Origin of the sequence: Micromonospora sp. NPDC049107 (assembly GCF_040648595.1) — a bacterium.
In the GTDB taxonomy this organism is placed as follows: Bacteria; Actinomycetota; Actinomycetes; order Mycobacteriales; family Micromonosporaceae; genus Micromonospora.
Genome location: NZ_JBEZEC010000001.1, coordinates 412269 through 432932 on the forward strand (window position 1 = coordinate 412269; position 20664 = coordinate 432932).

At 71.1% G+C, this 20664-nt stretch carries 15 protein-coding genes; 9 read left to right on the top strand and 6 right to left on the bottom strand.

Annotated features, from left to right (window positions below; all coding sequences use genetic code 11):
- Positions 1-2 precede the first annotated feature (2 nt).
- From AB0B55_RS01680 to AB0B55_RS01700, 5 genes are all read left to right on the top strand, one after another.
- On the top strand, positions 3-995 hold the full coding sequence (locus tag AB0B55_RS01680) for an ABC transporter permease subunit (RefSeq protein WP_357134649.1): 993 nt from the start codon (positions 3-5) through the stop codon (positions 993-995).
- Positions 992-1930 carry a carbohydrate ABC transporter permease gene (locus tag AB0B55_RS01685; protein ID WP_357134647.1) on the top strand — a complete coding sequence of 313 codons (939 nt, stop codon included), beginning with the start codon at positions 992-994 and terminating at the stop codon, positions 1928-1930. Before AB0B55_RS01680 ends, AB0B55_RS01685 begins: the two co-directional genes overlap by 4 nt.
- A 44-nt stretch (positions 1931-1974) precedes the next feature.
- Complete coding sequence (locus AB0B55_RS01690; RefSeq protein WP_357134645.1) at positions 1975-3615, top strand: extracellular solute-binding protein; 1641 nt, start codon at positions 1975-1977, stop codon at positions 3613-3615.
- 90 nt (positions 3616-3705) lie between these two features.
- Positions 3706-4395, top strand: a complete 690-nt coding sequence (locus AB0B55_RS01695; protein ID WP_357169443.1) for a hypothetical protein — start codon at positions 3706-3708, stop codon at positions 4393-4395.
- 43 nt (positions 4396-4438) lie between these two features.
- Entirely contained in the window at positions 4439-6559 is a 2121-nt protein-coding gene (locus AB0B55_RS01700; RefSeq protein WP_357169445.1) for an alpha-glucuronidase, read from the top strand.
- Between the two features lie 46 nt (positions 6560-6605).
- Here AB0B55_RS01700 and manD read toward each other — a convergent pair whose 3' ends face one another.
- The gene (gene manD, locus AB0B55_RS01705) at positions 6606-7814 is read right to left on the bottom strand and encodes a D-mannonate dehydratase ManD (RefSeq protein WP_357134640.1); all 1209 of its coding nucleotides are present in this window, start codon (positions 7812-7814) and stop codon (positions 6606-6608) included.
- A 308-nt stretch (positions 7815-8122) separates the two neighbouring features.
- Here manD and AB0B55_RS01710 point away from each other — a divergent pair, with 308 nt between their 5' ends.
- Both AB0B55_RS01710 and AB0B55_RS01715 read left to right on the top strand, forming a co-directional pair.
- Positions 8123-9493, top strand: coding sequence for a PHB depolymerase family esterase (locus AB0B55_RS01710; protein WP_357169448.1), 1371 nt, complete (start codon positions 8123-8125; stop codon positions 9491-9493).
- A 103-nt stretch (positions 9494-9596) separates the two neighbouring features.
- Positions 9597-10976 (top strand): endo-1,4-beta-xylanase, encoded by a 1380-nt coding sequence (locus tag AB0B55_RS01715; protein ID WP_357170547.1) that lies wholly within the window; start codon positions 9597-9599, stop codon positions 10974-10976.
- 161 nt (positions 10977-11137) lie between these two features.
- Here AB0B55_RS01715 and sthA read toward each other — a convergent pair whose 3' ends face one another.
- The 4 genes from sthA to AB0B55_RS01735 form a co-directional block, all read right to left on the bottom strand.
- Positions 11138-12541, bottom strand: coding sequence for a Si-specific NAD(P)(+) transhydrogenase (gene sthA, locus AB0B55_RS01720; protein ID WP_357117505.1), 1404 nt, complete (start codon positions 12539-12541; stop codon positions 11138-11140).
- Positions 12542-12594: 53 nt separating this feature from the next.
- Positions 12595-13617 (bottom strand): fibronectin type III domain-containing protein, encoded by a 1023-nt coding sequence (locus AB0B55_RS01725; protein ID WP_357117508.1) that lies wholly within the window; start codon positions 13615-13617, stop codon positions 12595-12597.
- 89 nt (positions 13618-13706) lie between these two features.
- Positions 13707-14345, bottom strand: coding sequence for a response regulator transcription factor (locus tag AB0B55_RS01730; protein WP_357169451.1), 639 nt, complete (start codon positions 14343-14345; stop codon positions 13707-13709).
- Positions 14342-15544: a histidine kinase gene (locus AB0B55_RS01735; RefSeq protein WP_357117515.1), complete on the bottom strand. Its 1203-nt coding sequence runs from the start codon at positions 15542-15544 to the stop codon at positions 14342-14344. The genes AB0B55_RS01730 and AB0B55_RS01735 overlap by 4 nt, the downstream gene beginning before the upstream one ends.
- 148 nt (positions 15545-15692) lie before the next feature.
- Here AB0B55_RS01735 and AB0B55_RS01740 point away from each other — a divergent pair, with 148 nt between their 5' ends.
- Both AB0B55_RS01740 and AB0B55_RS01745 read left to right on the top strand, forming a co-directional pair.
- Positions 15693-16451, top strand: coding sequence for an ABC transporter ATP-binding protein (locus AB0B55_RS01740; protein WP_357169455.1), 759 nt, complete (start codon positions 15693-15695; stop codon positions 16449-16451).
- A complete protein-coding gene (locus AB0B55_RS01745) occupies positions 16448-18979 on the top strand; it encodes an FtsX-like permease family protein (protein ID WP_357169458.1) in 2532 nt (843 codons plus the stop codon). The genes AB0B55_RS01740 and AB0B55_RS01745 overlap by 4 nt, the downstream gene beginning before the upstream one ends.
- Before the next feature lie 48 nt (positions 18980-19027).
- On the opposite strand, the gene AB0B55_RS01750 is transcribed toward AB0B55_RS01745, so the two are convergent.
- Positions 19028-20632, bottom strand: a complete 1605-nt coding sequence (locus tag AB0B55_RS01750) for a ricin-type beta-trefoil lectin domain protein (protein WP_357169461.1) — start codon at positions 20630-20632, stop codon at positions 19028-19030.
- Positions 20633-20664 lie beyond the last annotated feature (32 nt).

The following is a 20664-nucleotide window of genomic DNA, read 5'->3' on the forward strand; positions in this document are numbered from 1 at the left end:
GGATGACATCCGAGACGTTACGACCCCCGCCGCCGGCGCCACCCGGCGACGCGGTGGAGGCCACCGTCCCCGCCCCGCGCGCACCCCGTCGGCGTCGCACCTGGCGACAGGCGCTGCGCCGGGACTGGCAGCTCTACTCGCTGGCCGTCCTGCCGCTGCTCTTCTTCCTGGTTTTCCGCTACCTCCCGATGATCGGGAACATCATCGCGTTCCGCCGGTTCAAGCCGGGCGGGAGCATCTTCGGTGAGTACTGGGTCGGGCTGCGCTACTTCCGGATGTTCCTGGCCGACCCGACGTTCTGGGACGTCTTCACCAACACGCTGGTGCTCGGGACGCTGACGCTGCTGTTCTGCTTCCCACTGCCGATCATCCTCGCGCTGCTGCTCAACGAGGTACGCGCCCGACGGCTGCGGCGGTTCGTGCAGTCCGTGTCCTACCTGCCGCACTTCCTGTCGATCGTGATCGTCGCGGCGATGGTCATGCAGCTGACCTCCGTCGACGGGACCGTCAACCAGATCGTGCAGGCCACCGGCGGCGACGCGGTGCCGTTCCTGCAACGCGCCGAATGGTTCCGGACGATCTACGTGTCGTCCGAGGTCTGGCAGACGGTCGGCTGGGGCACCATCCTCTACCTCGCCGCGCTCACCACCGTCGACGACGACCTGTACGAGGCGGCCCGGATCGACGGGGCCAACCGCTGGCGGCAGACCTGGCACGTCACGCTCCCGGGCATCCGACCCACCATGGTCACATTGCTGATCCTCAACATCGGCACCTTCATGGCGGTCGGTTTCGAGAAGATCCTGCTGCTGTACAACCCGCTGACCTACCCGACCGCCGACGTGCTCTCCACGTACCTGTTCCGGATGGGCTTCGGGTCCAGCAACTTCAGCTACGCCGCCGCCATCGGGCTGTTCGAGGCGGTCATCGGGCTCACGCTGGTCCTGACGGCGAACCTGATCGCCCGGCGTACGGTGGGGACGAGCCTGTGGTGACCGTCGACGCCACCGACCCGGCCCAGGTGAGCGACCTGCCCGCCCGCGTCGGACCCCGCGGTATCCGGCCCACCCGGGGCTACCGCGTGTTCCAGGCGTGCAACGCGGTCGTGCTCACCATCGTGGTGGTGGTGACCCTGTTTCCGTTCATCAACGTCCTGGCCCGCTCGCTCAGCGACGAGGGGTACATCATCGCCGGGCAGGTCAACCTCGTGCCGCGCGGGTTCAACCTGGACACCTACCGGCTCGTGCTGAACGACTCGCTGTTCTGGACCAACTACCGCAACACCGTCTTCTACACCGTCGTCGCCACGACCATCTCGATCGTGCTGACCACCTGCTACGCCTACGTGCTGTCCAAGAAACACCTCCGGGGACGAACGGCGCTGATCGGCATCGCGGTCTTCACCATGTTCTTCACCGGCGGCCTGATCCCCAACTACGTGCTCGTCACCAGCCTGGGCATGAAGAACACCGTGTGGGCCATCGCGGTGCCCAACGCGATCAACGTGTTCAACCTGCTGGTGATGAAGGCGTTCTTCGAGTCGCTACCCACCGACCTGGAGGAGGCCGCCGCCGTCGACGGGCTCAACACGTACGGCATCCTGCTGCGCATCGTGCTGCCCCTGTCGAAGGCGATCGTCGCCACGATGGTGCTGTTCTACGCCGTGGCCTTCTGGAACTCCTGGTTCGCCGCCTTCCTGTACATGGACCAGCAGGAGTTGTGGCCGGTGACCGTCTATCTGCGCAACCTGATCGCCGGGGCCACCGGCGCGGAGAACGTCGGTGCGATCGCCGAGGCCGACGAGGTGCAGGCCGAGGCGACGCTCAAGTCCGTGACGATCGTGCTCACGACCCTGCCCATCCTCCTGGTCTACCCCTTCGTCCAGCGGTACTTCGTCCGCGGCGTGATGCTCGGCGCCGTGAAGGGCTAGCCAGCACGTCCACCCTTTCCTCCACCGAACCCGAAAGGACCGCCATGCTCCACCGATCGTGGCGCCGCGTCGCGACAGCGGTAGCCGTGCTGCTCACGGCGACCAGCATCGCCGCCTGCAGTGATGACCCGTCCGACGCCAAGGACCTGTCGGAGAACAAAGCCGGTGCGATGTCCGACTACGGCATCGGCAAGCAGTTCAAGGCGAGCGAGCCGGTCTCCTTCTCCATCCTGTACAACAACCACCCGAACTACCCGCTGCGCGAGGACTGGCTCTTCTGGTCGGAGCTGAAGTCCCGGGCCAACGTCACCCTCACCCCGGTCGCCGTTCCGCTGAGCGACTACGAGCAGAAGCGCAGCCTGCTGATCGGCGCCGGTGACGCCCCGATGATCATCCCGAAGACGTACCCGGGGCAGGAGGACGCCTACGTGTCCTCGGGCGCGGTCCTGCCGGTCAGCGACTACCTGGACCTGATGCCGAACCTCCAGGACAAGATCTCGAAGTGGAACCTGAAGCCCGAGATCGACACCCGGCGTCAGGAGGACGGCAAGTTCTACCTGCTGCCCGGCCTGCACGAGAAGCCCTGGCAGGACTACTCGGTGGCGATCCGCACCGACATCCTCGACGAGCTGAAGCTCAGCCCCCCGAAGACCTGGGACGAGCTGTACACGGTGCTCAAGGCGATGAAGGCGAAGTACCCGGACGTCTACCCGTTCTCGGATCGGTGGAGCAAGCCCAACCCGGCCGGCAACCTGCTCAACATCCTGGCCGTGTCGTACGGACTCCAGGGCGCGGGCTGGAACTTCCAGCACACGAGCTGGGACGCCGACACCAAGAAGTTCGTCTACACCGGCGCGAGCGACAAGTACAAGCAGATGCTCCAGTACCTCAACAAGCTGGTGAAGGAGAAGCTGCTCGACCCGGAGAGCTTCACCCAGACTGACGACCAGGCCCGGCAGAAGCTCGCCAACGGCAAGTCCTTCGTGATCAGCGCCAACGCCCAGGCCGTGGTGAACGACTACCGGCCGGACCTGGCCAAGACCAACCCGAAGGCCAGGATCGCCAAGATTCCGCTGCCGATCGGGCCGGCCGGTGAGGTCAACCCGGCCAACCGGCTGGAGAACGGCGTGATGATCTCCTCGAAGGCCCGCGAGAGCAAGAACTTCGTGGCGATGATGCAGTTCATCGACTGGCTCTGGTACTCCGACGCCGGCCAGGAGTTCGCCAAGTGGGGCGTCGAGGGCAAGACCTTCGTCCGGGACGGCGCCGGCATGCCCAAGCTCGCGCCCGACGTCAACGTCATCGGGCTCAACCCCACGGCCCCCAAGCACCTCCAGAAGGACTTCGGCTTCTACAACGGCGTCTTCGCGTACGGCGGCAAGCCGGAACTGGTGCAGGGCTTCTTCGCCCCGGAGGAGCAGGAGTTCCAGAAGGTCATGAACGCCCGGACGCCGGTCGTCGTGCCCCCGCCGCACCCGTTGAACGACGAGGAGCGGGAGCAGGCGTCCCTGTGGGAGACGCCGCTGAAGGACGCCGTCTACCAGGCGACCCTGCAGTTCGCGCTGGGCCAGCGGGACCTCGCCCAGTGGGACGCCTACCTGGCCGAGCTGAAGGGCAAGAACATGGACGCCTACCTGGACATGGTCAACAAGGCGTACGACCGCTACCAGAAGGACCATCGCTGAGGCGTCGGCCGGTCCGGTGACGCGCACCGGACCGGCCGACCTCGGCGCCCCCGCGTGCGACCGACCGCCGGACCTGGGAGGAGACGGACAGTGAACGACGCGGCGCAGGCCGGGCGGCAGATCGGCGACGGACCCCTGTCCCGGATCGCGTCCCGCGTCTACATCCTGCTCGTGGTCGAGGCGCTGCTCCTTCTCACCACGGTGCCCGCCCTGCTCCCGCTGCTGCTGCTCGACCGTGACCCCAGCAACCTGCCGCTGGTCGCGCTGCTGCTGACGCCGGTCGGACCGGCGGCCTGCGCCGCCCTGTACGCGCTGCGCCACCAGCGACCCGACCTGACCGACCTGCGGCCCGCCGCGCTGTTCTGGCGGGGCTACCGCGGCAACGCCGGGGGCGCGCTGCGGGTCTGGACGCCGACGCTGCTGTGGTTGACGGTGCTCGCGCTGAACCTCGCCTACCGTGACGCGATCGGCCTACCGAGCTGGTGGGTGGCCCCGCTGATCGCGGTCGCGGTCGGGGTCACCCTCTGCGCGCTCAACGCGCTGGTGATCACCTCGCTGTTCGAGTTCCGCACCCGTGACGTCCTACGCCTGGCCGTGCACTTCCTCGTCCGTACCCCCGGTGTCACCGCCGGCAACGCCCTGCTGCTCGCGGCGGCGGCCGGGATCACCGCGGTCTTCTCCGAGGCGGTGCCGGCGCTGCTCGCCTCGGTCCTGGCCCTCGGAATTCTCCGTGTCGCCGACCCGATGGTCCACCTGATCCGGAAGGAGTTCACCGCATGAGCCGCTCCACGACCGCCGAGGTGATCGTCACGCGGGGGGTCGCGTGAACGCCGACCTGGAGGATCCGGTGTTCGTGGCGGAGCCGCACGACGTCGAGGATCCCCGCGTACACCCCGCCTGGCTGCCACCGGAGGCGTTCCGGGCCCTCGGGGCGCGGCGCGTCCTCGTGCACGGCGACGGGCTGCTCGTCGACACCGTTCTCGACGAGGTGACGCGCGCCTGCACGCGCTACGGCGGACGGGTCTGGCACTCCCCGTCCTGGGACGTCGACGTCGACGTGGTGCTCACCCTGCGCGGGGTGCCCGAGCTGCCCAGCACGGCGGTGCGGGCGGCCCGCGCGGCGGGGGAGGCGGCGCTCGCCGACCTCGGCGAGACGCTCGGCGACGAGGGTTTCCTGCTGGCCCGCAGCGGTGAGACGACGGTCGTGCTGGCCGACGCGCCCGCCGGCCTCCTCTACGGGCTGTTCCACGTCGTACGGCTCTGTGCGGCGGCCTTCGACCCGGCCCGCCCACCCGAGCTGCACCGGCCCGCGCTGCGCCGCCGCATGCTCAACCACTGGGACAACGTGGCCGTGCACCCGGTGATGGGCCAGGTCGAACGGGGGTACGCGGGCGGCTCGATCTTCTGGGCCGGTGGCCGTCCGCGCGGGGACCTGGCCCGGATCCGGGAGTACGGGCGGCTGCTGGCGGCCAGCGGGATCAACGCCATCTCGGTGAACAACGTCAACGTGGGTCGGGCCGAGGCGCTGCTGCTCACCGACCGGCTCGGTGACGTGGCCCAGATCGCGGACGCGCTGCGCCCGTACGGCATCCGGGTGCACCTGTCGGTCACCTTCGCCGCGCCCCTGGTCCTCGGCGGACTGCCCACCGCCGACCCGTTCGACGAGGAGGTACGCGCCTGGTGGGCGGCCGCCACCCGGCGCGTCTACGAGCGCATCGACGATTTCGGCGGCTACCTGGTGAAGGCCGACTCCGAGGGGCAACCCGGCCCGTTCAGCTACGGGCGGGACCACGCCGATGGGGCGAACCTGCTCGCCGAGGCCCTCGCCCCGTACGGGGGAGTGGTGCACTGGCGGGCGTTCGTCTACAACCACCACCAGGACTGGCGGGACCGGTCCACCGACCGCGCCCGCGCCGCGTACGACCACTTCGCCCCACTCGACGGACGATTCCGTACCAACGTGGTCCTGCAGGTGAAGTTCGGTCCGGTGGACTTCCAGACGCGCGAGCCGGTCTCGCCGGTGCTCGCCGCCATGCCGGCCACCCGGGTCGCGGTGGAGGTGCAGGTCACCCAGGAGTACACGGGCCAGCAGCGACACGTCTGCCACCTCGGCCCGTGCTGGGGGGAGGTGCTGAGCTTCGCGCCGTGGGGCCCCGGCGGGCGCACCATCGCCGACGTGGTCACCGGCGAGGCGGGCAAGGGCGGCGGCCTGGTCGCCGTCGCCAACACCGGCGACGACGCCTTCTGGACCGGGCATCCGCTGGCCCAGGCCAACCTCTACACGGTCGGCCGGCTCGCCTGGGACCCGCGGCTCGACCCGACGGCGGTCCTCGACGAGTGGATGACGCTGACGTTCCCGCCGTCGGCGACCGCCGACCCGGAGTTGGTCCGGCGGACGCTGCACGAAATCATGGACGACTCGTGGCGTACCTACGAGCGGTACACCGCCCCGCTGGGGGTCGGCTTCATGGTCCACCCCGGCGACCACTACGGCCCCGACGTCGACGGGTACGAGTACTCGCGGTGGGGCACCTACCACTTCGCCGACCGCGACGGCGTGGGCGTGGACCGCAGTCGCGCCTCGGGCACCGGCTTCGCCGGCCAGTACCCGCCGTACTGGGCCGACGTGTACGAGTCGCCGGTGACCTGCCCGGACGAGCTGCTGCTCTTCTTCCACCACGTGCCGTACGACCACGTCCTGCACAGCGGGTCGACGGTCATCCAGCACATCTACGACACCCACTTCGCGGGCGTCGAGGAGGTGGCGGTGATGCGACGCCGGTGGCAGACCCTGAACGGGATGATCGACCCGGCCGTGTACGAGCGGGTGGCCGAGCGCCTCGACGAGCAGGTCCGCAGCGCCACCGATTGGCGGGATCAGATCAACACGTACTTCTTCCGCAAGTCCGGGGTGCCCGACGCGCGGGGGCGGCGCATCCACTGATCCGGCCGGCCCGATCGGGCCGGCCGGAGCGCCGGCGCCGGCGTGCTCACCAGGGGTGCACGGTCCCGTCCTCCAGCCGGTTCACCGGCAGGTACGCGGGCGCGTACGGGTAGCGGGCCGCCGCCTCCTCGTCGATGTCGACGCCCAACCCGGGCGTCTCGGCGGGGTGCAGGTAGCCGTCGGCGAAGTGGTACCCGTGCGGGAACACCTCGTCGGTCTGCGCGGTGTGCCGCATGTACTCCTGCAGGCCGAAGTTGGGGATCGAGATGTCGAGCTGCAGCGCGGCGGCCATGCAGACGGGCGACAGGTCGGTGGCGCCGTGCGAGCCGCTGCGGACGTGGTGCAGCGCCGCGAGGTCGAAGATGCGCCGCAGGTGGGTGATCCCTCCGGCGTGCACCACCGTGGCCCGGATGTAGTCGATGAGCTGCTCGCGGATGAGCTGAGCGGCGTCGATGACGCTGTTGAACACCTCGCCCACGGCGATCGGCGTGGTGGTGTGCTGCCGGATCAGTCGGAAGCCCTCCTGCAGGTCGGCGGGGACCGGATCCTCCATCCAGGTCAGCGCGTACGGCTCCAGGCTGCGGCCGAGCCGGGCCGCCTCGATCGGCGTGAGCCGGTGGTGCACGTCGTGCAGCAGCCGCAGGTCGGGGCCGAACTCGTCACGGACCCGCGCGAACACGCCCGGCACGTGTGACAGGTAGCGCTGCGTCGACCAGGTCGCCTCGCTGGGCAGGGCCGCGTCGGCCGGTTCGTAGAAGAGCTTGTCGGCGCTGACCCCGTACGTCTTGGGCAGGCCCGGCACACCGCACTGCACCCGGACCGCCCGGTAGCCGAGGTCGACGTAGCGGGCGACCTCGACCAGCACCTCCTCGACGGTCTCGCCGTTGGCGTGGCCGTACACGGTGACGCCCTCGCGGGACCGGCCGCCGAGCAGCTGGTAGACCGGCAGGCCCGCCACCTTGCCCTTGATGTCCCACAGGGCGGTGTCCACCGCGGCGATCGCGCTCATGGTGACCGGGCCGCGCCGCCAGTACGCGCCCTGGTACAGGTACTGCCAGGTGTCCTCGATCCGGGCCGGGTCCCGGCCGATCAGCAGCGGCGCCACGTGGTCGCGCAGGTACGACGCGACGGCCAGCTCCCGACCGTTGAGGGTGGCGTCACCGACGCCGGTGACGCCCTCGTCGGTGACGATCTTGAGGGTGACGAAGTTGCGGCCCGGACAGGTCACGATGACCCGGGCGTCGACGATCTTCACTCGATCTCCTTCGTGCCCGCGGGAGTCGGGTGAGGACGCTCGCAGGGGGTGCACGCGAGGACGGTCTGGTTATCGGGAACCTGCCGATAATAGCCCGCCGTGGGCAGGTGACGAACGGCCCCGCGACCCCTGGCACGTGCGCAGGTGACCGCGCAATCCCTTGCGCCGAAAGGTTTCCGGAATCCTTGACAATCGAGCGACCTCGATCGAAGCTGACATCGGTCACGCGAGCCGCGGTCACGGTCGGGCGAAGGGCAGTCCTCGACTAACCCCCTTCCATGCGCCATTCTCCCGAGGAATCGCGAACCATGACACTGAAGACAAGGCTGCTCGGCGTCCTCACCGCGGTCGCGACGGTCGCCGCCGCCGCGCTGGCGTTCGCCACGCCCGCGTCGGCCGCGACGCTCACGCAGGTGACCGGCTTCGGCAACAACCCCACAAACCTCCAGATGCACCTGTACGTCCCGGACCGGGTGGCATCCCGCCCGGGGATCCTGCTCGCCCTGCACTACTGCACCGGCACCGGCCCCGCCTTCTACTCCGGCACGCAGTACGCCTCCCTCGCCGACCGGTACGGCTTCATCGTCATCTACCCGTCGGCGACCCGCAGCAGCAAGTGCTGGGACGTGGCCTCGCCGCAGGCGTTGCGCCGAGGCGGGGGCAGCGACCCGGTCGGACTCGTCTCGATGATCGACTACGTCAAGCAGCGGTACTCCGCCGACCCGGACCGCGTCTTCGCCACCGGCACCTCGTCGGGCGCGATGATGACCAACGTCATGCTCGGTGACTACCCGGACGTGTTCGCGGCCGGCGCGTCCTTCGCCGGGGTGCCGTTCGCCTGTTTCGCCACCGGGGGCAGCTCGGAGTGGAACAGCCAGTGCGCGAACGGGCAGTCCATCAAGACCGCCCAGCAGTGGGGGGACCTGGTCCGCGGGGCGTACCCCGGCTACAGCGGCCGGCGGCCGCGGATGCAGATCTGGCACGGCACGAGCGACGACACCCTGCGCTACCCGAACTTCGGTGAGCAGGTCAAGCAGTGGACCAACGTGCACGGTCTGAGCCAGACCCCGACGTACACCGACTCCCCGCAGTCGGGCTACACCCGCACCCGGTACGGCAGCAGCGGCCCGATGGCCCCGGTCGAGGCGATCAGCATGCAGGGCGTCACGCACAACATCCCCGTCGACGCCGCGCAGGTGATCCGCTTCTTCGGCCTGGACGGCACCGCCCCGCCGACGACGCCTCCGCCGACGACGCCTCCGCCGACGACGCCGCCCCCGACGACGCCGCCCCCGACGACCCCGCCGCCGACCACGCCGCCCCCGACGACGCCTCCGCCGACCACGCCGCCGCCCAGCGCGGGCGCCTGCGGGGTCACCTACACGGTCAACGCCTGGAACAACGGGCTCACCGCGAGCGTGCGGATCACCAACACCGGCGCGACGGCCGTGAACGGGTGGGCGCTGACCTTCACGCTGCCCGGCGGCCAGACCATCACCGGCGGCTGGAACGCCGCCTACTCGCCGACCAGCGGCGCGGTGACGGCCCGCAACGTCTCCTACAACGGCACCATCGCCCCGAACACGTCGGTCGAGATCGGCTTCCAGGCCACCCACACCGGCGACGCCGGCAAGCCCACGGCCTTCGCCCTCAACGGGGCCACCTGCTCGATCGCCTGACTCCCTTTCAGTAGAAGGAGCTGCACGAATGGGAAACGCGAGATGGAGGGCGGCGTCGAGAGCCGCCGTCGCGTTGGCCGGGGCGGGCGCGCTCGCCGCCGGCATGACGCTGGTCCTGACGGCGCCCGCCGCCGCCGGGACCACGCTCGGCGCGTCCGCCGCCGAGAAGGGCCGCTACTTCGGTACGGCGGTGGCCGGTTTCAAGCTCTCGGACAGCACGTACACCACGATCCTGAACCGTGAGTTCAACATGGTGACAGCCGAGAACGAGATGAAGATCGACGCCACCGAGCCGCAGCAGAACCGGTTCAGCTACGGCTCGGCCGAGCAGATCGTCAACCACGCCCGCAGCCGCGGCATGCAGGTACGCGGTCACACCCTCGCCTGGCATGCCCAGCAGCCGAGTTGGATGCAGGGCATGAGCGGAAGCGCCCTGCGGCAGGCGATCCTGAACCACGTGACGCAGGTCGCCACGCACTTCCGGGGGCAGCTCTACTCCTGGGACGTGGTGAACGAGGCGTTCGCCGACGGCAACTCCGGCGGTCGGCGCGACTCGAACCTCCAGCGCACCGGCAACGACTGGATCGAGGCGGCGTTCCGCGCCGCGCGGGCCGCGGACCCGGGCGCGAAGCTCTGCTACAACGACTACAACATCGACAACTGGACCTGGGCCAAGACCCAGGGCGTCTACAACATGGTCCGCGACTTCAAGTCCCGTGGCGTGCCGATCGACTGCGTCGGCTTCCAGTCGCACTTCAACAGCGACTCCCCGTACGTCAGCAACTACCGCACCACACTGTCGAGCTTCGCGGCCCTGGGTGTGGACGTGCAGATCACCGAGCTGGACATCGAGGGCGCCCCGGCCAACACGTACCGCAGCGTGGTCGAGGACTGCCTCGCGGTGGCCCGCTGCAACGGCATCACCGTGTGGGGCATCCGGGACAGCGACTCGTGGCGGTCCTACCAGTCGCCGCTGCTGTTCAACAACAGCGGGCAGAAGAAGCCCGCGTACGACGCCGTGCTCACCGCGCTCAACAACGGCACCACCCCGACGACTCCACCACCGACGACGCCACCACCCACGACTCCACCACCCACGACTCCACCACCCACGACTCCACCACCCACGACTCCACCACCCACGACTCCGCCACCCACGACGCCTCCGCCGACGACACCGCCGCCGGGAGAGGGCGTTTGCTCCGCCTCGGTGACGGTGAACCAGTGGAACGGTGGCTTCGTGGCGAACGTACGGGTGACGGCCGGCTCGTCGGCTCTCAACGGGTGGACCGTGACGATCGACCTGCCGTCCGGCGCGACCGTCACCAATGCCTGGAGCGCCACCAACAGCGGTAGCACCGGTACGACGACCTGGAGGAACGTCTCCTACAACGGTCAGGTCGGCGCGGGGCAGTCCACCGAGTTCGGCTTCCAGGGCACCGGCACCGCCGGCACCCCAACCCCAACCTGCGCAACAACCTAACCCCAACCCCCACCCCCCAAACCCCACCCCCCCGGTCCCACCCCCCGCTCTACCCTCGTGATCAAGAGGTTTGCGTCACCCGCCCCGGCGTGTCGTGACGCAAACCTCTTGATCACCGGGGTCGTGGGGTGGGGGCCTGGGGGTGGTGGGGGTGGGTGGGGTTAGCCGTCTATTCGGGTTATGTTGCGGATTTTGTTGGACGCGTCCAACGCGGCCACCTTGTACGCCTCGGCCAGGGTCGGGTAGTTGAACACCGCGTCGATCAGATAGTCGATCGTGCCGCCGCAGCCCATCACCGCCTGACCGATGTGGACGATCTCGGTGGCGGCGGTGCCGAACACGTGCACTCCGAGCAGGCGGCCATCCTCGGGGGAGACGAGCAGCTTCAACATCCCGTACGAGTCGCCGACGATCTGACCCCGGGCCAGCTCCCGGTAGCGGGCGACGCCCACCTCGAACGGCGTCGACGCGTCGGTCAGCTCGGCCTCGGTCTGGCCGACGAAACTGATCTCCGGGATGGTGTAGATGCCGATGGGTTGCAGGCCGTGCATCTCCCGGATCGGTTCGCCGCAGGCGTGCTGGGCGGCCAGCCGACCCTGCTCCATCGAGGTGGAGGCCAGCGCCGGGAAGCCGATCACGTCACCCACCGCGTAGATGTGCTCGACCGACGTGCGGTAGTTGGCGTCGACGGCGATCCGGCCGCGTCGGTCGGCCGTCAGCCCGGCCGCCTCCAACGCCAGGTCGTCGGTCTGGCCCTGCCGACCCGCCGAGTACATGACGGTGTCCGCGACGATCTTCTTGCCGCTCTTGAGGATGCACAGCGCCGCCGTCTGGTGCTTCTCCACCGCGGCGACCTCCTCGCCGAAGCGGAACGCCACCGACAGGTCCCGCAGGTGGTACTTGAGCGACTCGACGATCTCCTCGTCGCAGAAGTCGAGCATCTGCTCGCGGCGTTCGACGACTGTCACCTTGGTGCCGAGGGCGGCGAACATCGACGCGTACTCCATGCCGATCACGCCGGCGCCGACCACGACCATGCTGCGCGGTACGGCCTGGAGGTTGATGACGCCATCGGAGTCCACGATGGTCCGTTCGTCGAAGTCGACGCTGTCCGGGCGGGCCGGGCGGGTGCCGGCCGCGATGACGGCCTTGTCGAAGGTCACCTTCGACTCGCGCCCGGAGCCCGCGTCGACCCAGATGGAGTGGGCATCCGCGAAGCGGCCGGTACCGGTGATCATCGCGACCCGGTTGCGGGCGAGTTGGTTGCGGATGACGTCGGTCTGCCGGGTGATGACGTGCTGGGTGCGGGCGGCCAGGTCGCTGACCGTGATCTCCTCCTTGACCCGGTAGCTGCTGCCGTACAGGTCGCGCTGGCTCAGGCCGGTCAGGTAGAGCACCGCCTCGCGCAGCGTCTTGGACGGGACGGTGCCGGTGTTGATGCACACCCCACCGAGCATGTCGCGGCGGTCCACGATGGCAACCCGCCGGCCGAGTTTGGCGGCGGCGATCGCGGCCTTCTGACCGCTGGGTCCGGAGCCCAGCACCAACAGGTCGTAGTCATACACGAGCGTTAGCGTCGCAAGATGTCGCCGTCGACACCAGACCCCGGACGCGAGCGTTACTCGTCTGCCACCACGCAGACGCCACCGTTGAGCGTGACCTCCTCCGGCAGTTGAGTGCCGGTGGCGACGATGCCCAGCGACACCGTGCCGCCCGGCCTGATCACCGCGTTGTGGCTGGTGTTGCGGACCCGCAGGTAGCTGTTGTTCGGCCGGTCGACGACCTGCGCGCCCCAGAGGGCCCGTACCTGCTGGCTGGCCCAGAACCGCCAGGTCATCGTCCAGCCGTTCACCGCCGTCGTACCGGTGTTCTCGACGGCGAGGTACGCCACGAAGCCGTCCGGCCCCTGCCGGGCGACCGTGCGGACCGCGCAGCTCGGCGGGGGCGGCAGGGTGGTCACGGTGACCGGCGACGACAGCGCCGACCAGTTGCCCGCCTCGTCGCGGGCGCGCACCACGAAGGTGTACGTCGTGTTCGGCGTCAACCCGCTGACCTGGGTCATGGTGGGACTCGGCGGGAACTGGTACAACTCCCTGACCAGGGTCAGTTGACCGCTGGCGTCGACCCGGTACACCTCGTACCGGTCGAGCACGACGTTGTCGGTCGACGGGGTCCACCGCAGCCACACCAGGGTCGCCGCGACGTCGTACGCGACCGGCTGGCCCGGCGTGCTCGGCGGCTCGGTGTCACCCGGTGGCATGGTCAACCGCAGCGTCGGGTTGGACACCGACCGGTTGCCCGCCGCGTCCAGCCCCGCGACGCTGAGGGTGTACGTCCGGGACGGGCGCAGGTCGGTGATGCGGATGGTGGTGGTGTCGGTCGAGTACGCCCGGCCGGTGTCCTCGAACAGCGCCGAGACCGCGTAGCCGACCACGCCCACGTTGTCGGTCGACGCGGTCCAGGTCAGCTCCACCGAGGTGGTGTCGATGGCGGTGACCGTGATCGGGCCGGGGGCGGTAGGGCGCTCGGTGTCGTCGGCGGCGTACGCCGGACTCGGGCCCAGCGCGACCGCTGCGGCCGCCAGCGCGGCGACGGCCAGGGTGGTGGCCCGTGATCGGGGCCGTGTTCGGATTGGGTGCACGATGAATCCCTCGCCTCCGGTTGTCCGCAGCGGGCCGGCGATTCACTGCCGTCGATTTTAGGGCAGTGGGCGGCGCGAGGATGCCCCGTCTAGCTGACCAGGCGGCGTTCCCAGGCCCAGGCGGCGATCTCGACGCGGTTGCGGGCCGGCAGCTTCGCCTGAACGCTGGCCAGGTGTGTCTTGACCGTCCCGACGGCGATGAAGAGTTGGCCGGCGATCTCGGCGTTGGTCAGGCCCCGGGCGACGAGCTTCACGACGTCGAGTTCCCGTGGGGACAGGCCCCCGTCGTCGCGCGGCGCGGTGGGCGAGCTGAGGTGCTGCAGCAGTCGTACGGTGATGGACGGGCTGATCAGCGCGTCACCGGAGACGGCGGCGCGGACCGCCTCGACGAGCAGCGTTGGCCCGGAGTCCTTGAGCAGGAAGCCGCACGCGCCGTGGGACAGCGCGGTGTGCACGTACTCGTCGAGGTCGAAGGTCGTCACCACGACCACCCGCACCGGGTCCTTGACGCCCGGCCCGGCGAGCAGCCGGAGCGCCTCCAGGCCGTCGAGGCGGGGCATCCGGATGTCCAGCAGCACCACGTCCGGACGGAGCCGACGGGTCATCTCGACGGCCGCGATCCCGTCGGCGGCCTCACCGACCACCGCCATGTCCGGCTGCGCCCCGATGATCATGCCGAAACCGGTGCGGACCATCGCCTGGTCGTCGGCGATCAGCACCCGGATCATCGGGTCACCGCCGCGCGCAGGGGAAACGCGGCGTCGAGCACCCAGCCGCCGGAGACGCCCGGTCCGGCGGTGACCGTGCCGTCCAGGGCGCGTACCCGCTCGGTGAGACCGACCAGGCCGAAGCCGTGCCCCCGGGCCGGCGTCGTGCGTGGGCCCGCGCCGTCGTTGGCGACCCGGACCAGCAGCCAGTCCGGCGTACGGCGCACGGACACCGCCACCGACCGGGCGTCCGACGCGTGTTGGCGGGCGTTGGTCAGCCCCTCCATCACCACCCGGTACGCCGAGGTGGAGACCTCCACCGGCAGCCCGTCGAGCGGACCGTCGACGTACAGTCGGGCCGGCGCGTTGGTCGTGCCGTTGTGGCCCTCCAGCAGCGGCGCGAGATCGGCCACACCGGCCAGCGGGGCCAGCGGCGCGTCCGGCGGGGCGTGCGGATTGCGCAGCACGCCGACCATCCGCCGCATCGAGGCCATCGTCTCGGCGCCGGCCCGCTCGATCTGCTCCAGGGCGACGATCACCCGTTGCGGGTCCTGTTCCGCGACGAACCGGGCGCCCTGCGCCTGCACCACGATGCCGGTCACGTGATGGGCGATGAAGTCGTGCAGGTCGCGGGCGAACTCGGCGCGCTGCTCGGCGCGTACCAGCGCGATGGCCCGCTCCCGGCCGCTGGCGACGACGCGCAGGTAGATCCCGGCGGCGGCGGCGCCGACCGCGCCGAGCGCCTGGAGCAGCCCGAAGATCACGTAGACCAGGTCGGCGCCGGCGCGCAGCGGAAGCGCGGCGGCGGCGAGCGCGGCGACCACCGCCGCCCAGGGGGCGAACCGGGCCGCGCCAAAGCGGGTCACCACGAACACCACCGCGATCATCCCGGCGGACTCGGCCAGCCCCCAGGTGCCACCCAGCAGATAGGCCCCGCTCCTGCCGAGCAGCAGAAGGCCCGCGGTGACGGTGAGTGAGACGACACCGAGCGCGAGCGCCGCGATCGGCAGCGCCCGGGATTCCGTTCGGTGCACGGGCAGCCAGACCACCGCCGTCGCCGCCGCCAACCCCACCTGGAGCAGGGCCCGCAGCGCTTCGACCACCCCCATCCCGCTGGCGAGGCCGTACCGCAGGTCGAAGGCACAGAGCAGGGCCAGCGCCGTCAGACCGGCGAGCTGACCCAGGCGTACCCACCAGGTGGAGGAGATCGGCGCGTTCATCGTGACCCAGCGTAGCCACGCGGAGGGCCGGCCCAGATCGGCCGAAAGACAGACCCCCCGGCCGCGTTCCCCGACCGGGGACCGATGCGGCCGCCGCCCGGCGCGGGCGAGGCTTCCGGCGGTCACATCGCAACCACTGGAGGAACCCATGACAACCCACGCCCCACCGCAGACCGGGCAGGCGGCCGTCGCGGCCGTCGACCTCGTCAAGGTGTACGGCAGCGGCGAAACCGCCGTCCGCGCCCTGGACAACGTCTCGGTCGCCTTCGGCCGGGCCGGGTTCACCGCGATCATGGGCTCGTCCGGGTCCGGCAAGTCGACGCTGATGCACTGCCTGGCCGGGCTGGACACCCCCACGTCCGGGCGGGTCCTGCTGGGCGGCACGGAGCTGACCGGTCGGTCGGACCGTACGCTGACCCGGGCCCGCCGCGACCGGATCGGCTTCGTGTTCCAGTCGTTCAACCTGCTGCCGCAGCTCACCGCCGCGCAGAACATCACCCTGCCGCTGGACCTCGCCGGCCGGGACGCCGACCGTGACCTGTTCGCGCACCTCGTCGACGTGCTGGGTCTCGGCCAGCGGCTCGGGCACCGGCCCAGCGAGCTCTCGGGCGGCCAGCAGCAGCGGGTGGCGCTGGCCCGGGCGCTGGTGTCGCGGCCCGAGGTCGTCTTCGCCGACGAGCCGACGGGCAACCTCGACTCCCGCACCGGGGCGGAGGTGCTCGCCATCCTGCGCGACTCGGTACGCGACCTGGGCCAGACGGTGGTCATGGTCACCCACGACCCGATCGCCGCCGCGTACGCCGACCGGGTGGTGCTGCTCGCCGACGGTCGGATCGCCGGCGAGATCCACGAGCCGGACCAGGGCTCGATCACCGACGCGCTGCGCGCCCTGGCGGTGGCCGCATGAGGGCGACCGTGCTGCGTACCCAGGTGATCGCCGCGGCCCGCCGGCCGGGCCGGCTGATTCTCACCGGCCTCGCGATCCTCGTCGCGTCGTTCGTGGTCTTCGGCACCGTGTTGGCGCGGGACATCACCGAACGGACCGCCCGGGACACCCTCAGCGGCACCCCGGCGGCCACCGACCTGGTGGTCGGTGACCCCGAGCGGCCGCCCGCCCTGACGGCGTTGCGGGACGTCCGCGCCGTGCCCGGCGTCGTCGAGGCGGTGGGCCGGGTGACCATCGGTGTCTCGGTCGGCGGGGGATACGTCAACCTCCAGGCGGATCCGGGCCGGGGCCCGCTGGCCACGGTGCGCCTGGTCCAGGGCAGCTATCCCGACCAGCCCGGCGAGATCGCGGTGAGTCCGCGTACCGTCGAGCGGCTGGGGCTGACGGTCGGCACGGTGACCACCGGGACGGGCGGCGACCGCACGGCCGAGTCGCCGCTCACCGTCACGGGAGTGGTCGACACCCCCGTCGACGACGGCGCCAACGCCTACGCGCCGGACGACGTCGTGGCCGCGTGGGGTCACCTGACCTTCGTGGAGCGGATCGACCTGCGGGCGGCCCCGGGCGCGACGCAGGCGGTCCACCAGCGCCTGGCCGCGGCGGTCTCCGCCGAGCAGCCGGTCCGCTCGGGCGCCGAGGTACGCGACGCCGAGGCCGACGCGGCGGCCGAGCAGGTCGGCAGGCTGTTCGCGCTGGTCGGGATGTTCGTCGGGATCGCGGTGGCCGCCGCGGCGCTGGTGGTCACCTCCACGTTCCGCATCGTCTTCGCCCAGCGGATGCAGCACCTCGCGCTGCTGCGGGCGGTCGGCGCGGGCCGGGGAGCGTTGGTGGGCGCGCTCACCGCCGAGGGTGCCCTGACCGGGTTGGTCGCCGGTGTCGTCGGGGTGGCCGCCGCGCTGGCCGTCGGGCAGGCGCTTCCGCCGGTCCTGCGCGCCTTCGGCACGGTGGTGTCGTCGCCGGGGCTGCCGCTGACACCGGCGGTCGCGGTGGTGGTCGGGGCGGTCGTGATCACCGTGCTGGCGGTCCTCGCCCCGGCGTTCTCCGCCGCTCGGGTCTCGCCGCTGGAGGCGTTGCGCGCGGCCAGCGTCACCGCCGGCCGGCGGGGCATCGGAGCGGGTCGCCTGGTGTCCGGGGCGCTGCTGGCCCTCGGCGCGTTGCTGGCCGGCGTCGCGGCGGTGCGCCGCATGCCGACGCCGGGCGCGGAGTCGTACGACCCGACGCTCGGTCTGTTCCTGCTGGTCGCCTCGGGCGCGTTGGCGTTCTTCGCCCTGGTGGCCCTCGGGCCGCTGCTGGTGCGTCCGGTGCTGGCGGTCGTGGGCTGGCCGCTGCGCCAGCTCGGCGCCCTCGGACGGTTGGCGGTCGGCGGGATCGGTGGAACGCCGCGCCGCGCCGCGGCCGTATCCGTGGTGGTGGCGCTCGGCGTGACGCTGATCTCCGGCGTGGTCATCGGCGGCGCGTCCATGCGGGTGGTCGCCGATCGCGACATGGCCCTCTCCGCGCCGGCCGACTTCGAGGTGGCCTCCGCCGAGGGTACGGCCCTGCCGGTCGCCGTCCTGGGGCGGGCGCGGGCGGCCAGCGCAGCGCTGACCCGGGTCGTGCCGTACCGGATGGTCCACGACGTCACGCTGTCGCGGGGCGGTGCGCGCCTCGGCGACACCGAGGCCGGGTACTCGACGACCGACCTGGACCTGTCGGCCCTGCCGACCCTCGCCGACCTGCCCGTGGCGCAGGGCAGCCTCGCCGACCGGGGACCCGGCCGGATCGTGCTCGGTCAAGCGGTCGCCAGCGTCACCGGGCTGCGGGCCGGCGACACGGTCACCCTCGGCCGCGCCGCGTCGACGGTCGACGTGCGGGTGGCGGCCGTCCTGCCCGACCGTGGCCCCCTGTACGCGGGGATCCTCGCCGACCGTGCCGACCTGGACCGGATCGGTGGGCCGACGGCGTACAGCGGCCTGCTGGCCGACGCCGCCCGCGCGGGTGAGGACGGCCGCACCGCCGGGGCGCGTGCGCTGCGGCAGGCGGTCGGGGACGCCCCCGGGCTGTATATCAGCGTGCTCGCCGACGATCGGGACCGCAACGACGCGGTGCTGACCGCGCTGGTCTGGATCACCGCCGGCCTGGTCAGTCTCACCGTGCTGATCGCCGTGGTCGGGGTGGGGTCGACGACCGCCCTGTCGGTCGTGGAGCGGGTACGCGAGTCCGGGCTGCTGCGCGCCGTCGGCCTGTCCCGGGCCGGGCTGCGCACGATGCTGACCGTCGAGTCCGGCCTCTACGGGGTGATCGGGGCGACCTTCGGTCTGCTGCTCGGCGTCCCGTACGCCTGGTTGGCGGTGCGGGCGCTGGGGCTCAACGCGCCGCTGACGCTGCCGGTGCTGCCCCTGGTCGGGCTCTTCGTGGCGCTCGTCGCGCTGACCGCGTTGGCCGGGGTGCTGCCGGCGCGGCGGGCCTCGCGGGTCAGCCCGGTGGCGGCGCTGGGCGTCGAGGGATAGGTGCGGGGGCGGGCCGGCGTTCAGGGTGGGCGCCGGCCCGCCGCGCGGTCAGTTGGGGTTGCTGGCGTGGGTCAGCGTCTCCCAGGCGACGAAGAGGTTGTTGCTGCCGGCGGGACGCTGTTGCAGCGTGAGGGTCTGCGTGTTGGTCATGACGTTGCCCAGCCGGTTACTCATCGCGTTGAAACCGACCTCGGTGATCGGGCCGAGGCCCCGGGTGAGGGTGCCGCCGCACAGCCAGGAGGGCGCCGCCTCGCCGAGTTGGTAGCGCGAGTGGAAGCCGAGGGCCTGCCGCAGCCGCTCACCGACCTGCGGATACAGGTCACGCTGCTGGATGCGGGAGGTCTCCGCGACGTGCGAGATGGCGGAGATGCCGTATCCGGTGTGGACGAAGTCCCGGCAGGTCTCCTGCGCGAGGCCGGCGACGAAGGTGGACTGGCCCTGCCAGTAGCCGATGATCTCGCCGCTGGTGTCCAGGCCGCTGCCGGGCACGGTGTACGGGAGCGCGCCGTCACTGGGCAGGTAGATGAACGCGCGGGCACGGTTGAGGAAGCGGGTCACCGCCGCGTCGTAGGCCGTCCGGTCGTCCAGGTGCACGGCGATCCCGATGGCGGCCTCCATCATGGTCAGTTCCCAGTTGCCGTTGCTGTTCGAGCCGTTGCGGACCACCGGCAGGTAGACGGTGCGCAGCATGGTGGCGAACCGGTTGGCGTTGGGCCAGCTGCTGTACGTGTACTTGATGATCTCGGCGGCCCGGGGCCAGGTCGAGGCCGCCCAACCGGTCTGCAGGGGCGCGTTGCTGCCGGTGTGGGAGGTGATCGTCGCCGACCAGGCGTCCATGATCTGGATCGCCTTCTGGGCGTACCGGGAGTCGCCGGTGAGGTACCAGGCGAGTGCGTCGGTGTACGCGGCGATCGCGTCCTCGCGCTCTTCGGTGCAGCCGTTGTTGGGGTTGGAGTAGGAGCCGCACTCGACGACCGCGCGGGGCGCCGGGGTGCGGGACAGCGAGGCGTACCGGCTGGACATCATCTGGTTGTAGGCCGCCGCCCAGGGCTGTGCGCCCGCCTGCACCCGCCCCCGTACGAAGTCGAGCTGACCCCTGCTGACCAGCACTCCGGGGTGGGTGAAGCCGCTCGACGGCGGTGGGGTGGTGCCGCCGGTGGGCAGCGTCCAGAGTTGGTTGGCGGTGCCGGTGCAGCTCCAGATCTGTAGCGGCGTGCCGTCGGCGGAGCTGGTGCCGGTGGCGTCGAGGCACTTGCCCGAGGCCGGGTTGACCAGCTGCCCCGCGCTGGACGACCACTGCTGCGCCCCGGTGCCGTTGCAGTCGTAGATCTGCACGCGAGCACCGTTGGCGGTGCTGGCGGCCGCGATGTCGAGGCACTTGCCCAGGGCTCTGATCGTGCCGTCGTCGGCCACGGTCCACTGCTGCGCCGTCGAGCCGTTGCAGGCGTAGAGCTGCACCGGGGTGGAGTTGGCCGGGTTGGCGGCCGCCACGTCGACGCATTTGCCGCCGTACCCGGTGATGGCGCCCGTGGCGGCGGCGGCCGCGGGGGAGACGCCGACGATCAGGCCGGTCGGTACGGCGAGCAGGGCCGCGGCGAACGCGGCGGCCAACCTGGTGCGGCGGGGCGGGTGCCCAACCGTTCGTCGCGCCATGGCGGGGTCCTTCCGGGGCGGCGGAAACAACT